This is a genomic window from Anabaena sp. PCC 7108, from assembly GCF_000332135.1.
Lineage (GTDB): Bacteria > Cyanobacteriota > Cyanobacteriia > Cyanobacteriales > Nostocaceae > Anabaena.
Genome location: NZ_KB235896.1, coordinates 3,569,059 through 3,584,445, shown reverse-complemented (window position 1 = coordinate 3,584,445; position 15,387 = coordinate 3,569,059). Strand labels below are relative to the sequence as shown.

General features: G+C 39.9%; 14 protein-coding genes and 1 pseudogene. 1 reads left to right on the top strand and 14 read right to left on the bottom strand.

Going from position 1 to position 15,387, the window contains the following annotated elements; all coding sequences use genetic code 11:
• Positions 1-24 precede the first annotated feature (24 nt).
• The 13 genes and pseudogenes from ANA7108_RS29705 to ANA7108_RS0116845 all read right to left on the bottom strand — a co-directional run bounded on the left by ANA7108_RS29705 (position 25) and on the right by ANA7108_RS0116845 (position 13,693).
• The gene (locus tag ANA7108_RS29705) at positions 25-306 is read right to left on the bottom strand and encodes a hypothetical protein (RefSeq protein ID WP_016951987.1); all 282 of its coding nucleotides are present in this window, start codon (positions 304-306) and stop codon (positions 25-27) included.
• A gap of 112 nt (positions 307-418) precedes the next feature.
• A complete protein-coding gene (locus tag ANA7108_RS0116900; protein WP_016951986.1) occupies positions 419-1,210 on the bottom strand; it encodes an alpha/beta fold hydrolase in 792 nt (263 codons plus the stop codon).
• A gap of 287 nt (positions 1,211-1,497) precedes the next feature.
• Entirely contained in the window at positions 1,498-1,938 is a 441-nt protein-coding gene (locus ANA7108_RS0116890) for a hypothetical protein (protein WP_016951984.1), read from the bottom strand.
• A 150-nt stretch (positions 1,939-2,088) separates the two neighbouring features.
• Positions 2,089-3,105: a hypothetical protein gene (locus ANA7108_RS28245; protein ID WP_016951983.1), complete on the bottom strand. Its 1,017-nt coding sequence runs from the start codon at positions 3,103-3,105 to the stop codon at positions 2,089-2,091.
• A gap of 124 nt (positions 3,106-3,229) precedes the next feature.
• The gene (locus ANA7108_RS30280) at positions 3,230-3,367 is read right to left on the bottom strand and encodes a hypothetical protein (RefSeq protein ID WP_158318370.1); all 138 of its coding nucleotides are present in this window, start codon (positions 3,365-3,367) and stop codon (positions 3,230-3,232) included.
• A 252-nt stretch (positions 3,368-3,619) separates the two neighbouring features.
• A complete protein-coding gene (locus ANA7108_RS0116880) occupies positions 3,620-5,371 on the bottom strand; it encodes a thiamine pyrophosphate-dependent enzyme (protein ID WP_016951982.1) in 1,752 nt (583 codons plus the stop codon).
• Between the two features lie 2 nt (positions 5,372-5,373).
• Positions 5,374-5,517, bottom strand: coding sequence for a hypothetical protein (locus tag ANA7108_RS30275; RefSeq protein WP_158318369.1), 144 nt, complete (start codon positions 5,515-5,517; stop codon positions 5,374-5,376).
• A 111-nt stretch (positions 5,518-5,628) separates the two neighbouring features.
• A complete protein-coding gene (locus ANA7108_RS0116870) occupies positions 5,629-6,927 on the bottom strand; it encodes an L-fuconate dehydratase (RefSeq protein WP_016951980.1) in 1,299 nt (432 codons plus the stop codon).
• 107 nt (positions 6,928-7,034) lie between these two features.
• Complete coding sequence (locus ANA7108_RS0116865) at positions 7,035-7,733, bottom strand: DUF4396 domain-containing protein (RefSeq protein ID WP_016951979.1); 699 nt, start codon at positions 7,731-7,733, stop codon at positions 7,035-7,037.
• Between the two features lie 327 nt (positions 7,734-8,060).
• On the bottom strand, positions 8,061-9,224 hold the full coding sequence (locus tag ANA7108_RS0116860; RefSeq protein WP_016951978.1) for an SDR family oxidoreductase: 1,164 nt from the start codon (positions 9,222-9,224) through the stop codon (positions 8,061-8,063).
• 578 nt (positions 9,225-9,802) lie between these two features.
• Positions 9,803-11,923: a glycogen debranching N-terminal domain-containing protein gene (locus ANA7108_RS0116855; protein WP_016951977.1), complete on the bottom strand. Its 2,121-nt coding sequence runs from the start codon at positions 11,921-11,923 to the stop codon at positions 9,803-9,805.
• Positions 11,924-12,689: 766 nt separating this feature from the next.
• A pseudogene (locus ANA7108_RS0116850) lies at positions 12,690-13,319 on the bottom strand (MinD/ParA family protein); the annotation flags it as partial.
• A 17-nt stretch (positions 13,320-13,336) separates the two neighbouring features.
• On the bottom strand, positions 13,337-13,693 hold the full coding sequence (locus tag ANA7108_RS0116845) for a hypothetical protein (protein ID WP_016951975.1): 357 nt from the start codon (positions 13,691-13,693) through the stop codon (positions 13,337-13,339).
• 436 nt (positions 13,694-14,129) lie between these two features.
• Here ANA7108_RS0116845 and ANA7108_RS30985 point away from each other — a divergent pair, with 436 nt between their 5' ends.
• Positions 14,130-14,270: a hypothetical protein gene (locus tag ANA7108_RS30985; RefSeq protein ID WP_016951974.1), complete on the top strand. Its 141-nt coding sequence runs from the start codon at positions 14,130-14,132 to the stop codon at positions 14,268-14,270.
• A gap of 38 nt (positions 14,271-14,308) precedes the next feature.
• Here the strand turns inward: ANA7108_RS30985 and ANA7108_RS0116835 are convergent, their stop codons facing one another.
• A complete protein-coding gene (locus tag ANA7108_RS0116835; protein WP_016951973.1) occupies positions 14,309-15,205 on the bottom strand; it encodes a pyridoxamine 5'-phosphate oxidase family protein in 897 nt (298 codons plus the stop codon).
• Positions 15,206-15,387: the final 182 nt, after the last annotated feature.

The following is a 15,387-nucleotide window of genomic DNA, read 5'->3' as shown; positions in this document are numbered from 1 at the left end:
TATATTACAGATTTTCAGAAATACTTAAAAAGGTATCGGCTCAATAAGTAGGGGTAGGAGAAAAAAATAAAGTCCGCGAGGGACACGCAATATCATAAAATATGAGACATGACGCAAAAATAGATTCGAGTCAGAAATCGGGAGAAGAAATACTGCAAACCATCGAGCCAAAAGGGATTGCAGACTAATCAATGCGTTGGACAGTAGAAATATTACTGAACCTAATAATATTGAACGAGTTGGTTCTCCTACTAAATTAGCAGCTAAATCCATAGCCTGTTTATGTAACTCTTGAATCTGACTCATTTTTTTTACTATGAACGCTAAAGGATTACTAAATTCAACAACCACGTTGGAGAAAATGATGATTGCAGGTTGGGGGACTTATAATTGCAGGTCGCTATATGTAGTTTTACCATTACATAAAAATAAAATTAACTGACATTAAAATCTGATAAATATTCACATCTTTTTCAACTAAACAGGCATGACCACTATGAGGTAGATTGATGATTTGGAAATTAGGAAAAATATTACTTAACCTTATTGCCTCTGCTTCTGAAGGTAAAAGTCGGTCATTTTTACTAGCAATTAGTAAAACAGGTTGAGTAATTTGAGTTAATTTCATTTCGTTCATTTCAAATTCCCTCATCAAAGTTAGACGCTGACTAGCAGTTGCTTTTGGTGCAGAACGGGTTGAGTTTAAAAGAGCTTTTTTAGCAGCAGGAGAAATACGATTTAAATTCGCTAAACAGGGCAAAGATATAAATGAAGATATTTTATAAAAAAAATTTGGTGTATAAGGAAATAACCGCGAACCTAAATTTAACCAAGGTACGCGATGAAATGAAGAAGCCGAATTAATTAAAATAATTTTTGTAAAAAGTTGAGGAAATCTTTCTAAAACTTTTATTCCTAAGCAACAACCAAATGATTCAGCACAGAGATAAACAGATGAGCGTGGTACTTTTTTGAGTTCAATTTGAGTCAAACTTGCTAATTCGTCTGTCATTTCATCCCAACTTGTTAAATCATCAGGTGGAATGACGAAACAACGGACATCAAAAGCAGCTTCTAAACCTGCTGTTTGAATATACATCAGTTCCTTACCAGTCTCATCCATTCCTGGTAAAAATACAAATAGTGGATAATTAGGTTGATATGATCGGGGCGTTAAAAAATAAGAATGACTACAAAGTTTAGATGGCATAGCTAACCTAATTTAGACAAGAGATAACTTTGAATAATTATCAAGATTTCCCAATCTAATCTAATATCTCCGATTCCGTGAAAGACAACTGCTTTCATTGTAAATACTCCTAATTCAAAAACTTGATATCTCAAAAAGTGATAGATGATAAATTTAGCTACTACCAACTACAACAAAATATTTAGGCAATAGATGAAGAAAACTTGTCAAAAAATCAAACTAATTAATGAAGCAATAAAGAATTTATTACAGAATACATTCCCTACGCATTGAACTAGATAGTATGGCTACTCCATACTTGGAGTTTCTTCAAATTGCACCATCATCAAAACAGCCGGCTCATCACCTACTGTTCCAGAGAGATGACCCTTATGGTCTTGCGCGTCTGCTTTTGTTCCCTGGTCTCCTCCAAATGAAATCTCACCACAACCCATCTCTACGCGCTTTCCGTCCATAGTCTCTACAAACCAGCGTCCAGACAACGGGATAATCCACTGTGGCTTGGGGTTTTCATGCCATTTTCCTAGCCATCCAACAGGTAACACAGTAAAAGTGACTGTAGCACCAGATTGCTTCAACTGAGACAGCCACTGAGGAGAGGTATCCGGTGCTATACCTTTTTGCACAAAGTCCTCAATTTGATGACGGGACTGGTGACTTACACCTTCTTCATCAGTCCAGACACGCCAGTAATCTATGATTGGTTTGTGAGATTGATTTTTCTGCATAATCATGACTCCCTTAAATTGAGCAGTTATTAACAAAAACTTTTCTATTTATAGGCTTGTAGTCAGCACTTTAGTTTTTAAATACTGAAGCCCTAAAATCTTGACTACAAACCCATTTGCATCTCAAAATTAATGCTATAGTCCACCAGATTATTCGTTTTTCTGTAAATGCCAATGTGGTTCGGCATTGGGAGCATCAGACTGATCAAGGGTAAACTTATATTCTGAAGAATTAGCATCCTCAACAATTTCGTGACGAGACTCTGTTACATCTTTAGTCATCGGCTGAATATTTTCCACAATATTCTTAGTTGAATCTGCCACATTTTTGATAGCAGGTTTGACATCTGCAACTGTCTCACTTACAGAGTCTGCTACCTCTTTAACAGCAGGTGTAACTTGCTTGGCTGTAGTTCTGATGATTTCTACTACGGCAGGTTTGACATCTGCAACTGTGTCTCTAACGGAGTCTGCTACATCTCTAACAGCAGGTCTGACCTCTTGTGCTGCACTCTTCACTCCTTCAACTACAGCAGGCTTACTTTCTTCAACAGTTTCCTTCACTTTATGGGCTACATCTACTATCTCTGGTCTGACATCTTCTACTGTATTTCTGACAGAATTGGCGATATCTCTAACCGCAGGTCTGGCTTCTTCAGCAATACCCTGAACTCCCTCGGCGATCGCGGGTCTGATATCTTCTACTGTATCTCTAACAGAACTAGCGACATCCTTAATCGCAGGTCTGACATCTTGCGCTGTATCTTGAACTGCTTCTCCGACACCTTCTACAGTTTCATTCACATTGCCAACTACATCTTTAACTTTGTCTCCGACACCTTCTACAGTTTCGGTAACACCCTCAGCCACACTTTTGGCTGCATCAACTATCCCTTCTACAGTTTTATTAACAGCTTCAGATGTACCTTTACCAACTAAAGCACCAGCGACAGCACCAGCGACAGCACCAATAGTTCCGCCAACTTGACGACCAACTACACCACCAATTGCTGCTCCAGCTATCCCAGCACCGACACCTGTACCTGACGACTCAGCCTGATGTTGCTCTGACTCTAAATTCTCTTGATGTTTAGCTAAAGGTTGTGTACTTTCAGTTAGGTCAATAACTTCGTCTCGTTTATTTAAAGATTGTTGATTTCCAGTCATAATTATTAATTCCTGATTTTAAGTTTTGATCTTGGTAAGCCTCCTATCATGCAAAAATGTCTTCAATGCTAATCCAGTCTCTGGGTCGTGCTTGGGTTGCATTTTTCTGGAGACTCCCACAAAATTAGTTACAGATTAAGACTTGACTACCCTGCACATTTCCATTTGGCATGGCAACAACAGGGGTATGAACACTTGCCGCAGTTTTAGCGATCGCTCGCCATAGGCATCGCTCACCATAGGCATCGCTTACCTTAATCATGTATCATCTTCACATAGCTATAACTCCATCTGAAGTAGGGCGAAACCAGCCCACACCTCTATCTTTGGAATACAAATTAACAAATTAATATGATGCGGCTGGTTGCTTTAAAGGTAAATAATAACCAGTGTGCATCGTCTGTATCTTATAAAGGCTTTTACCAGACGTGATATAGAGTACATGGTTTTCCTCTCCCCGACCAAAGGCAACATTAGTGGGGATGAAGGTGAGAGGGAGATGAGGAGCATTTTTCTAAATCAACTCCCTCACTTTATCTGACACAGCTGTGAGGATAATCTTTTCACGGTTAGGCTCACCCCGAATCAGAGATTCGGTAAACTTAGCGGCTTGACTTAGGGTAATTTTCGGAGGTAAAGGTGGCTCGTGGGGATCAACCACTGCCTCAATTATTACCGGACCTGGTGTAGCCAGTGCTTGATCAAGAAGATCACCACAAGTTGCAGCATCATCAATGGTGAAGCCAGTTGCACCGCAAGCACGAGCAAAGGCAGCATAATCCATTGGTTGTAGTTCGCAAGCATATTCTGGATTACCCAAGAACACCATCTGTTCCCATTTAATTTGACCCAAGGAGTTATTTTTGATGATGACAATCTTAATGGGGAGTTGATATTTAACACAAGTTAAAAACTCTGCCATTAACATCGAGAAGCCACCATCCCCAACAAAAGCCACGCATTGTCTTTCAGGATAAGCGACTTGAGCCGCGATCGCATAAGGCAAACCGCAAGCCATTGAGGCCATAGTTCCCGATACTGAGTGCATTTGACCCCGCTTGGCAGGAATTTGCCGCGCCCACCAAGTCGTATTTGTACCGGAATCAGCAGAAACAATCGCCGTGTCAGATAAACGTTTGCCCAACTCCCACGCCACCACCTGAGGTTTCATTGGCTTATCCTGTCGCGTACCCCTTTCTTCCATTAACTCCCACCAATCTTTCATCCCAGATTGAGCCTTTTCTAAAAAGCTCTTATCCTCTTTAGCTTCCACTAGTGAGAGAATTGCTTGTAAAATGCGACGGCTATCACCGACTAACCCCACTTCGACGGGATAACGCAATCCAATTTTTAGAGGCTCAATGTCAATCTGGATACCTCTTGCTTGTCCTGGCTTCGGTAAAAACTCCATGTAAGGAAAGGATGTACCTACCATAAATAAAGTATCACAGTCCTCCATTGCATCTTGGGATGGTTTAGTTCCAGTCAAACCGATTCCACCTGTAGTATAGGGACTGAAATCTGGTACAGCTGCTTTACCCAACATTGCTTTGATAATTGGTGCGCCTAGCTTTTGTGCCAGTTGTTCTAATTCATCTGTTGCCTTTAAAGCTCCGCGACCAGCAAAAATCACAATTTTCTTGCCAGCATTGAGTATGTCCACCGCACGCAATAAATCATGCTCACCGGGCAGTTGGGCGCTACTACCTCTCACATCAGATGTATGATGGAGAACGTTGTGCATGGAATGCTTTCTTGTCACCTTCTCCGTTTGGAAATCAATGGGAAAGGTGATATGAGCTACACCACGTTTAGAGATAGCAGCACGGCAAGCTAAATCTGCAATAGTCTCGATATGGTCAGGCCCCATGACACGAGTATTATAGACCGCAACATCCATAAATACTTTGTCAAGGTCTACATCTTGCTGGGAGTGAGTATCAATTAAATCATGGAAGTGTTGACCTGTAATTGCCAACACTGATTGACCATCCATTTTCGCGTCATAAAGACCATTAATCAGATGCAGACCACCCGGACCTGATGTTGCTAGACACACACCCAATTTACCTGTGTATTTAGAGTAGGCACAAGCCATAAAAGCTGCTGCTTCTTCATGACGTACCTGGATAAAGCGGATTTTGTCCTGACGCTGGCGCAATGCTTCCATGACACCGTTAATACCATCGCCAGGAATACCAAAGATAGTATCGACACCCCAATCAATGAGGGTGTCAACGAGAACGTCGGATGCTGTAGTTGCCATGTTTAATTTCCTAAGACTTTAGTGCTTTTTAAACGTGGTGTCGCATTTACATCAAGTTTGTGACAGTGTAAAAATTCTTTTGCAAGCTTTCTTTCATGTTGAGATTGATTTTTCTCACCTACATCTGGCATTGGGGAGAGACTCATACTCATTTGTGAATTGAAGGTTGAAATTTAAACGCAGAGGTACGCGGAGGTAAGCGCAAAGGTACGCGGAGAATTCACTGCGAACTTATGCAAGGCTGTACTTAGCTTTTTTCATTGCCAGGCTTTGACTTTGGGATATTCGTATTTATCTAGAGATTCAGGTTTCATCTGGATGCTGAAGCCGGGTTTGCTGGGTGGCATATAATGACCGTTTTGAATTGTGACTGGATCTAAAAAGTTTTCGTGTAAATGTTCGACATATTCGATGAAACGATTTTCGAGAGTGCCACTGACACAGATATAGTCAAAGATGGATAGATGTTGGACGTATTCCGGTAGTCCAACTCCGCCGCCGTGAGGACAAATAGGTAGACCAAATTTTGCTGCCATTAACAACACTGCTAGGACTTCGTTAACGCCACCCAAGCGACAGGCATCAATCTGACAAAAGTGAATGCCACCAGAACGGATAAATTGTTTGAAAAGGATGCTATTTTGGCATTGTTCGCCAGTTGCTAATTTGATTGGCGAAATCGCTTTGGCAATTTCCACATATCCCTGAATATCATCAGGACTGGTTGGTTCTTCAATCCAAAATGGTTGATATTTGGCTAATTGTTGGATGTTTTCTATAGCTTCGCTAATTTCCCAAGCTTGATTAGCGTCCATCATTAATTTGCAATCGTAGCCAACTTCCGAGCGAATGATTTCCGCACGCCGAAAATCATCTTTTAAATCGCCGCCAATCTTAATTTTGAAATTCTGCCAACCTTCGGCTAGAGCATCATGGCAAATAGAGCGCAGTTTATCATCAGAGTAGCCCAACCAACCTGCGGCTGAGGTGTACGCTGGGTAGCCCGATTGTTGAATTTTTTGAATGCGATCGCTCCGTGTGGGAAACTTGTCTTGAAAAATTGATAGCGCCTCTTCTGGCGTTATCATGTCAGTAATATATTGGAAGTCTAAACAGCGCACAAGTTCTTCTGGCGACATCTCTGATAATAGCCTCCAGAGTGGCTTACCCTCGACTTTGGCATAGAGATCCCAGACTGCATTCACTATCGCGGCTGTCGCTAGATGAATCACACCTTTTTCTGGACCCAACCAGCGTAGTTGGCTATCGCTGGTAATATGTCGCCAGAATTCGCCCATATTTTTTGTAAAGGACTCTAGTGTGTGTCCTACAACCAAATGGCTTAAATCCTTTTCGGCTAAGACACAGATATCGTTCCCTTCGCCGATGGTGAAAGTCATACCGTGACCTTCTAAACCGTCTGGATGGTCTGTTTGCAAAATCACGTAAGCGGCTGAGTAGTCAGGTGATTTATTCGTTGCATCCGAACCTGTGAGAGTCCGGGAGGTGGGGAAACGAATATCGCGTGCTACCAGATTGACAATTTTGGTAGACATAAATTTGCTCTGACTAAATAGTTATTTATCCGTCAATTGAAACAAAGTCATGATGTACGGCCTTCTTCCCTATGGAGGCGATCGCTGTCCGCCTTGCGGCTGTACATCTACATTACTTCTTTAATTTTTTTACTCAGTAGCCACCAATTTACCGGGTAACTAGTAAGAAAACCGCAGACCATACCAATCTGCATCATCAACCAAAATACGGGATTATTCGGGCGTAAGGTTTCTGGTGAGAAAAGAAGAAAAAATGCAATCGCCATCCAGCCATACATCCCAACTTGCCATGCTGTTAATGAGAGGGTATCCGCTTTCACCGCCGCTTTCAAACCTTCACCCATCGAGAGATCCCGCATCGGTTTAATGGTGAAATATTGAAAAGCAATACCAAAAAGAAATGCGACAATATAATCTAATACCCAAGTACCAAGAATGTGGCTACCAAAGATGACAATTGGCACGAAAAAAACGAACCATTCAGCAATAATATCTCCTAAAGTACAACCACTGCCGCAATGGCTTGCTCCTACACCAACACTTTGCCAAAATGGTTTTTTCTTATTGGGAGGTTCTTCGTCTCGTTCTTTAGCTCTTTGAACTCGTTGCTTGGTACTTAATCGACCTATTTTGTAATAAGCATAAAGCCCCAATGGACCTGACCACAAAGCTGTAACTGGCCAAACTACTTGCATAATCCACATATTTTGTGGATGTTTAGTCAAGATATCAAGCGCAATAATCAAAGAGCAAATGCCAGCAGTGATTAATGAAATAATCGCTAGATTGTCAAGCCATTGGGGCATACTAATATTCTCCTGCGCTCAAAGAGTTTTTAATTATCTAAGTGACTGGAATATTAGAGCCAAAACATCTAACTCAGGTATGAAAATTTTAAATCTAATCAACTGCAACTGTATAATTATGCTCTTCCCATTTATTGCTATCAATCCAAAAGAAGGTAAAGATAATATCATGTCCGCCTAATCACTTATCAAAAAAAATTCTCCGCGTCCCCACGTCAGTCTAAATGATAAGTATTCAACTGGACATGATATAATTGACTGCTGCTGATGCTCAGAAACAGATATATCGACAAAATTTACTCGTAATTACGAATTAGTAATTAGTAATTATTTGGTCAATGCTTTCCAAGCAAATTGAGCCAATCCTGTGAGCAAATTCCAGTTATCTAGTTTGTTGCCGCGATTTAGGCTTTGATGTAACTGTCGCGCTACTTCAGTATTAATATCTGACTCAGTGATTTTGTTGTCTTCATCCTCTCGCTGAGGTTTTTCTTGATATCCCAAATAAGCCCCCAGTGCGACTAACGCGACACCAGTACCTAACGCTAAAACCAGCCAATCTTGATTTTCAGTTGCCCAAAGTTGAGTGCTATAATCCTGCGCTTGGTGATCAAATCTACCGTGCGCCCCGTGGTCTCCCGGTAATGGTTGCCACAAGTTACTTTGACGGTTATGGTTCTCTGGTTGTGCTGTCTGCTGGCTCTTATATCCAGTTTTACCAAGGTAGCGATCAAGTAATCCAGGGGCGACTTTTGTACCCAAGATGGCCTCGACTGTGGAAGTACCTACATAAAGTTCCCGCCGTTTGTGTGTTGCTGCCCAGACAATCGCTTCAGCCGCTACTTCTGGTTGGAAAATTGGCGGCACTGGCTGGGATTTATGAGGCATATTGTTCTTAATCCAGTCAAACTGCGGCGTGTTGACTGCGGGCATTTGTACCATTGTGATGTGAACATTGCTATGGTCATGATGCAGTTCGCAACGAATGGAGTCAGTAAAGCCGCGAATGGCAGCTTTCGCACCGCAATAGGCAGACTGTAAAGGAATTGAGCGATAGGCTAGGGCAGAACCGACTTGGACAATTGTACCGCGATCTCGTAGCTTCATCCGCCGCAAAGCTGCCATTGTGCCATGCACATATCCCAGGTATGTCACTTCGGTAACGCGCCGAAATTCCTCTGGGGTAATCTCTAAAAATGGCGACAAAATCGATGCCATTGCATCATTGACCCAAATATCAATAGGGCCAAACTCCTTCTCTACCATCGCCGCCGCCATTTCCACTTGTGCGGGATCAGATACATCCGTTGGTAGCACTAACGCTTTACCACCAGCCTTTTCGACTTCCTGACGCGCTCCATCTAACCCATCATGGCTACGGGCGACTAATCCGATGTGCGCCCCCCGCTTGGCAAATGCTTGGACGGTGGCTCTTCCTATACCGGCTGATGCTCCAGTAATAACAACAACTTCAGGTTTTGATACGCTCATATAATCTACTTTTTTGTGAATGATGATTGATGTTTTTTTAACTAGTAAAGTTTATTTTTTTTTACTTAATCTAATTTTTTTAAATCCCTTAAAGACGTATTTGCTGTTAACTATTCCCATATATTAGGCACAGATAGTCATATAAATATGAGAGTTAATTAGTATTTTTGAGAATATTTTCCACTACTCGATAAAGACTTCGTTTCAATAAATACTTCAATAAATATTTGTTTAATTTCAGAATGTTTCTTCTGACAAATTTTAGCTTCTAAACTCTCTACAGCTAATGCTATTTACTCATCTGATAAATCCTGAGCAAACTCAATTTCTACAGGACTTACGCAACTGGCACATTGGTAGGGTGCGTCAGATATCAATAATCTAGTTATTTGCAGGATTTATGCAGTCTGACGCACCCTACAACAGATTTTGAGTGTGACACTTGCGTAAGTCCTATTCTAAATTGAGAAATATTTACTTACTATGTAACGAAAAGTAAAATCTCCCAAAACCTCTTCTCTGTTCCCTGTTCCCTGGTTCCCTGTTCCCTTGTCATAACGACAATTTTTAACGCCAACCTACTTATAAACTTGTAATTCACCGTCTTGATGGGTAACTTCCCATTGTGTTTGTTCACCCTCTCGCCAAAAACGCAGTGACACTTTAACATCTCCTACAGCTAGATTTTTCAGTTCTAAATCTGGTAAGCACTCCGGGAGATGAGGCTGTACTTTTAATTTATGTTGTGGTGCATTGGCTTCGAGTCCTAAAATGCTGCGAATCAGAAGTAAAATTGAGCCAGCAGCCCAAGCTTGGGGTATATTGGCATCTGGATAAGGAACAGGAAAGTTATTGTCTTGGCGTTCAATTCCGGCAAATAATTCCGGCATTCTTCCAGCTTGAAAATAACTAGCAGCCGCAAAAATTCCTTCAGCAATGCGATTAACTTCTTGGTGATAACCGTATCGCTTCAAGCCAGCCGCAATGATAGAGTTATCGTGAGGCCAGACACTACCGCGTTGATAACTAATGGGGTTATACCCTTGATTTTTAGCTGAAAGGGTTCGTACACCCCAACCACACCACAAATCTGCTTGAAAAAGTCGCTCAACTAGCTTTTTCGCTCGTTCTTGGGGTACGATACCGGATAATAATAGTTGTCCAGCATTGGAAACAATCGATTGAATTTGTTGTTTCTGATTATCTAACCCAAGACAATAAAAGCCTTCTGACTCCATCCAAAATTGTTCATTAAATCGTTGATAAAGTTCCTCTGCTTTTTGGCGGAATTTTGTTGCTTGTTTTTGTTCTCCCCACACTTCATAAATAAAGGCGGCTTTTTGCCAAGCCTCGTAAACATAACCTTGAACTTCACACAAAGCAATTGGTGGCTCAACTAACTCGCCATTGGGATAAACGATCGCATCACCCGAATCTTTCCAGCCTTGATTGCGTAATCCGTGAGTAGAACGAGTTAAATATTCTACAAATCCATCACCATCAAAATCACCGTATTTATCGATCCAAATCAGGGCTTTCTCTAATGGTGATCGACACTCGTTCAGCATACTCAAGTCGGCATTCCAAGAGTAGGCTTCAGCTAAAGTCACAATCCATAAGATGGTACTATCTACTGTGCCGTAGTAAGGATCATAAGGAAGTTGATGTATTTTAGTTAATTCATCGTGACGTAGCTCGTGTAGCATTTTGCCTGGTTCAGCATCATGCCAGTCATCTAACTCTTTTGCTTGTAATTGAGCTAGTCTCAACAATGTACCACGAGCAAATTCGTGATAAACAGCCATCGATTGCAAACTAGCGATAATTGAATCGCGTCCGAAAACAGCTACAAACCAAGGTATACCAGCCGCAGGCATCCAAAATTCTTGTCCATTGTCATCTACCCGTATCCGCATTGCGGCCAAGTCAGTCAATGCTTGCTGATAAAATTCTTGAATCTCTGCATTAGATGATTTGAGCTTGGTTGCATGAGTCAGAAACTCATCTCGGACTTTTCCTGCTTTGGTATTGTGGTCTACACAGCAGGTAATTTGGGGTTTGAGGGCATTGCCATTAACCAAAGCTGTAAACTTAATACAAGTGTGCCATGATTTGCCGGAGGCGATGTCTATATCAAACATTAAACGGCCATTGGCGTAACGCACCTGAGAACTAGAACATACAGCCTCAATCACAATCCCCCGCACAAAAGAACCGTTACAATACTCAGTCTTTAAAACCCCATCTTGCCATATTGTGTTTGTGACTCCCCGCGTTAGGATATGCTGGGCTTTCACATCAAAGATATCGGCAAAATCTGATCGCAGAGCCAGCATTAATTGGAACTCTACAGGTTCATGGTAATAGTTAATAATATCAATATCTTCGTGCATACCCTCAACTATGTCGCGGCGAATGCTAATCAGCAAACAACCAGAAGGTAAATTCCCTTTGACGGTAGGAAATTGGGGATTAGTAAATTGGTAAAGCGCACTATGATGGGTGATATTACTAGAGGCTAATAGTACGAGTGGATAGCGATTGAGAGAAATTTCATAGTAAGAAATCAGGCGTGTGTCCCTCACAAAAAAACCTTGGGGTAAATTGCTATTGATAGAACCATCACTAGCTGTCACCAAAAACGATGAACCATCATTTATGGTAATTAGACCAGAATTAATAATAACTTTCGTAGGCATGAATCAATTCAAAATTCAAAATAAACAGTTATATCAATTCGCCATACCGCCAGCAGATAGCTAATACCAAGAGAATTACAGACTCTTTTTCAAGAAGGCAGGAGGCAGAGGGCAGAGGGCAGAAGGAACCAATTGGAAAGGGATTGTGACCCCTCCCAATCGGAAGCTCCCAAATTTTCGATTTGGGAGGGGCTTCATACCCTTACTCCTTTCAGTCGTGGGCAGAGGAGACATTCCTTCTGCCTCCTGCCTCCTGCCCTCTGCCTTTACCGGTGATTGCGAGATTTATGTTATGTGCAGCAGGACGTTGGTAATTTCAACCTATTTCTAGGTTAATAAATTTATCGTATCTACTTAATCTATCAAAAGAAACATCAAATTAATAATTATTTTGGGAGTAGAGAACATATTATTAATAAGTTCAATAGCTTGATGTTTCAATTGTTTGTCATGGAGATGAAAAAGTTATGTCTTTTTTATTAATATTTGTAACTTTAGTGAAATATGATATTAATCTCAATCTTGAGAAAGATGTTTTTTAGAGATTTTGTTTTGTATTTGTTAATTACAAGTAATAATTATTGTGGAATTGTGTGTTTGAGCGTCTTTGATAATTTCTATAACTTTTAGCCTATTTCTCAAGAAGTCCTAAGATTTAGGAGAGCTTCATGCTTGCTCTACAGTTAAAAGGAAGTGAGTGGAGGAAACTAGATTTTGGATTAAGTACAGGGTTAGTTGGTTCAACATTCTATGTATTCAGGACTTACGCAACTGGCACATTATAGGTTTCTTCAACTTTTTGCTGTAAAGATATAAAATCTATGCGATTTGGGGTTTTGTTAATTAGCATCATCATTTTACTAACTTGAAGTTGACGGGCAATATTAACTGTGACTGCTGTACCTTGAAAATCTTGGCGATCTGGACGGAGAATCACAATTAAAAGGTGAGAAATAGCTATAGACAGTAAAGTTTCTCGACTTAAACCAGGGTGAGTATCAATAAATAAATAATCTAAATCTAATTCTTTAATTAATTTCTGAAATCCACTATTAAGTAGGCTCATATTGTATCCTTCACTGAGAATTTTGGCAATTTCATCAGCATTGATACTAGAAGGTATGAGAAAAACCTTTCCTTTATTAATCCCTAAATGAGAAGTAACATCACAGGCAGTATCCGCAATAGAATTACGATTCCATAAATAATCATTTAAAGTATTACTAGTAATTGTCTCATCAATACCAAATAAAGCATGAATACCTGGAGATTGTAAGTCTGTATCCACAATAGCAACTCGGTTTCCTTGTAGTGCCGTCACTACTGCTAAATTGGCTGTTAAATTAGATTTCCCCGTTCCACCTCTAAATGAGTGAATCGCAATAATTTTAGACATAAAAGACTCATTTTAAATTAAGCTATTGGGTTATTCCGCAATGATTTAACCTCTAGTTGTAACTGTTGAAAATAATCACTTTGAGTAATTTCTTCTACTTGATGTGCAAGTTTATTGACATCAATCTCGATTTGTATTCCGTGGATTTTATGATCTTGATTTTTTTGTTTTAAGAGATTTTCTAATTCAGCTTTTTCTTGTTTAACAATTGCCAATTCTTGCTGTAAAGCTGCTAGTTCTGCCTGTAAATTTTCTGTATCCTTCTTGCTGGGAAAAGCTATAAGTCCGCTATGTTTTGCTGCTTTCTTGAAAGTAGAGAAGTTAATAACCTTGCTGGGGACTGCTTCACTGATATTAAGAGGATGTTGGGACATAACTTAACTCCATGTCATCAACGCCTGGTAGTCTGCGGATGTTTATCTTTCTAGGATGACGCGATCGCACTACCTAATGAAAGATCAGTTTTGTAGGGAGGAAATACTGAGAAAACTGGCCTTGACATAAGGTACGCATGAGTGTAATAAATTTCATGCAATAATATGCACAAGAAATTTTTTGAGCTTGATTTATGATCAACTACTGGCGATCGCATGACTCGACAACCACACGACCAATTTGCTAAACAATATTTAGAAGAATTACTTTCCCCCTTTGGAAAAGTATAAGTAAGTCGAGAAGTCACAGATGAAGTTCGACAAGTAGATATCTTGTTTTCTTGACCAAGAGGTAATTATGAACTTATCGCAAGCTTATTTAGAATGGCGGTAAACTACCTTACAAGAAGGACAGCGCCAAGTAGTAGAAAACTTATTGCGTGTTCGATTTGGTTCATTAGATGAAGAATTAGAACGAATAGTTGAACCTTTACTCAGGTTATCACCGCTAGAATATAGTCGCTTGTTACTGGAATTATCACGGGAGGAATTGTTAACCAGATTTGGTACTGCTTAAATTCAGCCTAAAGCCTTTATCCCCAAATTATCAACAAATTATCCAGGATTTGCAGGAGAATATTCGCCAAATCGCCAACGTAGAGAACAGGCATTTTTAGTTTCTAAAACTTGCTCAATATCAAACTCTACTAAACGTTGCGCTCCTGTGAATTCTTTTAATCTTTCCAAATCCCAGATTATTTTTGCTTTTCCAGTTATTTGTAAAGTATTACCTTGCTCAAAATCAATAAACAATAAACCTGCATTGGAATTAACAATCAAATTACCAAATGTCTGAAACATATTATTCCCAGAATAATCGGGGAACAGTAATTGATTACTGTTTAAAACTTGTACAAATCCCGGCATTCCTCCCCTATGGGAAGCATCAGCCCCACTTTTTGGGTGATAACTAGCAATGAAAAATGTGTCAGCTTGATTTATCCACAGTTGATTTTCTGCACTTAAAGCATTTTTTTTAAAAGCTTCAGACTCTCCTAATAAATCAGTTACATATTTCTCTATATGTCGGGTTTGAATATATTTAGGACAATTAAAAAACACTTGCTGAATTTGTACTTTTATATTCTCTTTATTTAACTGTGATTTTCCATTTACTCTTAATCGTCTGCGGTTGGCTAAATCAATAACCAATAATCCAATATCATGATTTACAAGTAAGTTTTGGTTGATTGGATCGGTTTGTAAAGGAGTAGAATTAATTTGTAAGTTTTGTGTATTTAATACTTGTATAAAACCTGGACTTCCTGTTAATAAAGATGCCCAAACTTTGCCCTTTGCATCCACTGTACTAGCAACTGCGAGTTGTTGCGTGTGCAGAAATTCTTGGGCTGATGACTTAATAGTATCATTGATGAGATGACACAGACGTTGAGCTTCTTCCCTCACCCCCGCTTGGGTTTGAACTCTGAGTTCTCCAGAATGAAAAGACATTATATTAATTGGTAATTTGTAATTAAGAAATGTAAAGAAATAACATCGTATAATTTCTATACATTTATTCAATATTCGTTATATAACCCGAATTTTCCAAGATCAGTTTTGGTTTGCTGGGGGTGAAGATAATTGATCTTGGCAGTTACAGAATTTTATGCTATTGCAAAAAACATTAAGAT

Bases quoted from the DNA above. Each gene is read 5' to 3' on its own strand.
- ANA7108_RS30280 (WP_158318370.1), bottom strand. From the start codon at position 3,367: ATGATTAAGGTAAGCGATGCCTATGGTGAGCGATGCCTATGGCGAGCG.
- ANA7108_RS0116835 (WP_016951973.1), bottom strand. From the start codon at position 15,205: ATGTCTTTTCATTCTGGAGAACTCAGAGTTCAAACCCAAGCGGGGGTG.
- ANA7108_RS0116845 (WP_016951975.1), bottom strand. From the start codon at position 13,693: ATGTCCCAACATCCTCTTAATATCAGTGAAGCAGTCCCCAGCAAGGTT.
- ANA7108_RS30275 (WP_158318369.1), bottom strand. From the start codon at position 5,517: ATGAGTCTCTCCCCAATGCCAGATGTAGGTGAGAAAAATCAATCTCAA.
- ANA7108_RS0116900 (WP_016951986.1), bottom strand. From the start codon at position 1,210: ATGCCATCTAAACTTTGTAGTCATTCTTATTTTTTAACGCCCCGATCA.
- ANA7108_RS0116880 (WP_016951982.1), bottom strand. From the start codon at position 5,371: ATGGCAACTACAGCATCCGACGTTCTCGTTGACACCCTCATTGATTGG.
- ANA7108_RS0116890 (WP_016951984.1), bottom strand. From the start codon at position 1,938: ATGCAGAAAAATCAATCTCACAAACCAATCATAGATTACTGGCGTGTC.
- ANA7108_RS28245 (WP_016951983.1), bottom strand. From the start codon at position 3,105: ATGACTGGAAATCAACAATCTTTAAATAAACGAGACGAAGTTATTGAC.
- ANA7108_RS29705 (WP_016951987.1), bottom strand. From the start codon at position 306: ATGAGTCAGATTCAAGAGTTACATAAACAGGCTATGGATTTAGCTGCT.
- ANA7108_RS0116860 (WP_016951978.1), bottom strand. From the start codon at position 9,224: ATGAGCGTATCAAAACCTGAAGTTGTTGTTATTACTGGAGCATCAGCC.
- ANA7108_RS0116855 (WP_016951977.1), bottom strand. From the start codon at position 11,923: ATGCCTACGAAAGTTATTATTAATTCTGGTCTAATTACCATAAATGAT.
- ANA7108_RS0116865 (WP_016951979.1), bottom strand. From the start codon at position 7,733: ATGCCCCAATGGCTTGACAATCTAGCGATTATTTCATTAATCACTGCT.
- ANA7108_RS0116870 (WP_016951980.1), bottom strand. From the start codon at position 6,927: ATGTCTACCAAAATTGTCAATCTGGTAGCACGCGATATTCGTTTCCCC.